2 protein-coding genes are annotated in these 3,839 nt (G+C 73.8%); both read right to left on the reverse strand.

From position 1 onward, the window contains the following. Nucleotides 1-201: 201 nt before the first annotated feature. On the reverse strand, nt 202-1,482 hold the full coding sequence (gene lhgO / locus AB8Z75_RS32765) for an L-2-hydroxyglutarate oxidase (protein WP_369208440.1): 1,281 nt from the start codon (nt 1,480-1,482) through the stop codon (nt 202-204). 171 nt (nt 1,483-1,653) lie between these two features. Further along, complete coding sequence (locus AB8Z75_RS32770) at nt 1,654-3,321, reverse strand: sporulation protein (protein WP_369208438.1); 1,668 nt, start codon at nt 3,319-3,321, stop codon at nt 1,654-1,656. Between the last annotated feature and the right edge of the window lie 518 nt (nt 3,322-3,839).

Here is a 3,839-nt window from a genome sequence, read left to right on the forward strand (position 1 = left end):
GTCTCCGGGTCGTCACCGGTTTGACCGGTGACGGTTGTCGAAGGGGGGAGGGAGAGAGCGGTGGCCGCGAGTGACAACCGGGTGACGGGCCTGGCCGTCGGCCGGTCTGTGGTCGGCGGCCCACTGTCGGTGACCGGCCGTCGCAGGGCCGCCCCCGTCCCGCCGGGCATCGGCTGACGCCCGGTGGGCATCGGGCGGCTCTCAGCCGTCGCCCAGTACGGCCGACGCCCGTCGGGCGATCTCTCTGCCGATCGGGAGGGAGGCCGTCGCGGCGGGGGAGGGCGCGTTGAGGACGTGGACCGTGTGCGGGCCCTCCGCGAAGAGGAAGTCGTCGACGAGGGTGCCGTCCCGCAGTACGGCCTGGGCGCGTACCCCGGCAGGTGCGGGGCGCAGGTCGGCCTCCGCCACGTCGGGCAGCATGCGCCGTACGGCGGCGGTGAAGGAGCGCCGTGAGAGGGAGCGGTGGATCTCGCCGGCGCCGTAGCGCCAGTGGCGGCGGGCTATCCGCCAGGTGCCGGGGTGTGCGGCGAGTCCCGCCAGCTCGGAGGGGCGTACGGCGGACCACGTGTAGCCCTCGCGGGCGAGCGCGGGCACGGCGTTCGGGCCGAGGTGCACGCCGCCGTGGACGCCTCGGGTGAGGTGGACGCCGAGGAAGGGGAAGGCCGGGTCGGGCACCGGGTAGACGAGGCCGCGCACCAGGTGTTCGCGCTCGGGGACCAGCTCGGCGTACTCGCCCCGGAAGGGAAGGATTCTGGCTTGCGGGGTGTCTCCGGCGAGGCGGGCGACGCTGTCGCAGTGCAGTCCGGCGCAGTTGACGAGCGCGCGTGCCCGCAGCACTGTCCCGTCCGCGGTGCGGACCGCGACGCCGCGGCCTGGGCGGCGGTCGATCACCGTGACCTGTCCCGCGGCTCCGTACCGCACGTCGGCGTCCGCGTCGCGTACCAGGCGCGCGAGCTGCCGGGTGACGGCGACGTAGTCGCACACGCCCGTCGTGCCGACGTGGATGGCGGCCAGGCCGCGCACGTGCGGCTCGCGTTCGGAGATCTGGGCCGGGCCGAGTTCCCGCACGGGGATGCCGTGCTGGCGTCCGCGTTGGATGAGGGCGTGCAGCCGGGGTAGTTCCTCGTGTTCCGTGGCGACGATCAGCTTGCCGGTGACCTGGTGCGGAATGCCGTGCTCCGCGCAGAACTTGACCATCTCGGCAGCGCCCCGCAGGGCGAATCGCGCCTTGAGGGAGCCGGGCGGGTAGTAGATTCCGCTGTGGATCACCCCGCTGTTCCGCCCCGTCTGGTGCCGGGCCGGGCCCGGCTCCTTCTCCAGGACGGTGACCCGGGTTCCGGGGGCCCGGCGGGTGAGGGCATAGGCGGTGGACAGCCCGACGACGCCGGCGCCGATCACCAGCACGTCGCAGTCGAGCCGGCCGGCGCCCTTGCCGACGGCTGAGCGGTCGAGTCTTCTGGACGTCGAGGTCACGCCCACCATCATGAACCCCACCGCTGACCGCTCGCTGCGGCACCCGTCACGCCGACGATCAAGAAATCCCTCCCCGGTTTCTCTGCGCTCCCTCCCCACGCTCCCAAGAGCACGCACCCGCAGGACGCGGGGGCCGACGCGCTTGCGGCGGCGCACACGTGCCCGAGCGGGCGGCCCCGCTCACGCAGGAGCCATCAGCAGCGGCCGGGCTCTCTCCCGCAGTTCGGCGACGCGCGGCTCGTCCCCGTACGGCTCCAGGCGGTGCAGCAGATCGCGCACGTACTCCGTCGTACGGGCGGAGGAGATGCGTCCGGCGACCTCCACGGCGCGCGTCCCGGCGGCGCAGGCGGCGTCGAGGTTTCCGGATTCGAGTTCGGCGACGGCCGAGACGACCAGTCGCAGTCCGTGCGAGCGCACGAACTCCTCCTTCGGCTGCGAGAGCGCCTTCTCCGTGAAGCGGCGCACCTGGCGCGGTGCCTTCAGATCCCGGTAGCACTCGGCGGCGTCCGCCGCGAGGCGGTCGTAGGAGTAGAAGTCCAGCCAGGAGGGGTCCGGGTCGCCTTGCCTGGAGCGCTCCAGCCAGCTCTCGGCCGCCGCCAGCGCGGCGGCGCACGCCTGCGCGTCGTTGGCCTTCGCGTGGGCGCGGGCCTCGACGAGTTGGAAGAAGCTCATCGTGCGCGCCGTCGCCAGCCCGCGGTTGCGCTCGAGTGCGGCCTGGGCGAGGTCGACGCCCTCGTCGGCGAAGCCGCGGTAGGTGGCCTGGAGCGACATGGAGGCGAGTACGTAGCCGCCCAGCGGCACGTCGGCGGCGGCGCGGGCGAGACGAAGCGCCTGGATGTAGTAGCGCTGGGCGGCCTCCTGTTGGCCGGTGTCGAAGGCCATCCACCCGGCCAGTCGGGTCAGCTCGGCGGTGGCGCCGAAGAGGGAGCGTCCGACCTCGTCGGTGTAGGCGCCCAGCAGCAGCGGCGCGGCGTCGACGCGCAGGCACTCGGGGACCATGGACGAACGCCAGTCCCCGCCGCCGTACTTGGAGTCCCACCGGCGTGCCTCGTCCGCGGCCTCGCGCAGCTTGGAGACGTCCGTGTGTCCGACGCGCAGCGGTACGGCGGCGGCGTCCTGCTCCGTGCCGGGCTGGCCGTCGCGGGGACGGACCGTCGCGGAGCCGGTCGTGGTGCCGGCACCCGTACCGGGCCCGGTACCGGCCGCGTGCCCGTGCTGCCCGTGCTGCTCGTGTTGCCCGCGCTGCCGGTGCCCGTTCTCGACGGTGGCGAGGGAACCGTTGGCCGCGTCCGCCGGGCCCGCCGCGCCCGTTCCGGCGTTGTCCGTTCTGGCCCCGTCGGCGGCGGACGGGGCCACCCCTTCGAGGAGTTCGATGTGGCGGGCGACCGAACTGTCCGCCGGCGTTATGAGCCAGCGCGAGGCGGGGGTGGCGTAAGCGCTGACGGCGAACGATCCGGCGAGGGACTGCCAGATGCTGCCGCCACCGCGCCGCCCCGCCAGGTCCAGCCGGTAGAGGTCGGTGGCCGATTTGACGGCGGCTCCCACGTCGCGCGGGAAGGCGAGCCCGACCTCCGGGGTCGGGTCGGCGTCCGCGAGGCCGATCTCGTGGAGCGGCACCGGACGGCCGAGCTTGCTGCCGATGGCAGCGGCGATCAAGTGGGGCGCCGCTCCTTGCGGCACCATCCCCTTCGATACCCAGCGGGCCACCGACGTCTTGTCGTACCGGAGCGTGAGGCCCCGTTGGGCGCCGAGGTCGTTGACCCGTCGGGCGAGTCCGGCGTTGCTGATCCCTGCGAGGGCGAGGACGGTGCCGAGTTTCTCATTCGGCCCGCGTGACTCCCTGGACATGCGCACCCCTGACCACACCGACGACCGCCCCGCGGCTGACGCGGGGCCCCCTCCCGTCACTGCGCGACTGCGCGGCGCGGAAAGCACTGCCAACACAGCGTAGTTCGCCGCATGCCCACCGTTAAGGGGTGGCAGGGGGGATGGCGGGATCTATGTCCGTACGCGTGTACGTGCAGGGGTCACGTGCCACCCTCAGCGTGCCCCCCGCCGAGCGGCCGGAATCGTACGCGCCCACCGCCGGTCCGGGTGGTTTCGCGGCGCCGTTTCCCGTGCCCCGGCCGTGTGGCCGTGCGCCCACGCATGCGCCTGCCCTGCCTGGGAGGGCAGCGGTTCCATGGGAGCCGCGTGGGTCGGCCCGCTGCACAGGAACAGCGGGCTGGGGGACACCGCCGCCTCATTCCCCGCGGGCGGCGGTCCGGGCCGGAAGGAACGAACGTGCCTTCCGGCCCGGCCGACCCCCACCGACGACGCCGCCGAGCACTCGGTCTCTGTCACCGTGTTCCCCCTCCCCTCCCGGC

The sequence above is a fragment of the Streptomyces sp. PU-14G genome (assembly GCF_041028275.1).
Lineage (GTDB): Bacteria > Actinomycetota > Actinomycetes > Streptomycetales > Streptomycetaceae > Streptomyces.

What these genes read in the sequence shown, in the direction of transcription:
- lhgO (WP_369208440.1), bottom strand. Translation starts at nt 1,482, where the DNA reads ATGGTGGGCGTGACCTCGACGTCCAGAAGACTCGACCGCTCAGCCGTC.
- AB8Z75_RS32770 (WP_369208438.1), bottom strand. Translation starts at nt 3,321, where the DNA reads ATGTCCAGGGAGTCACGCGGGCCGAATGAGAAACTCGGCACCGTCCTC.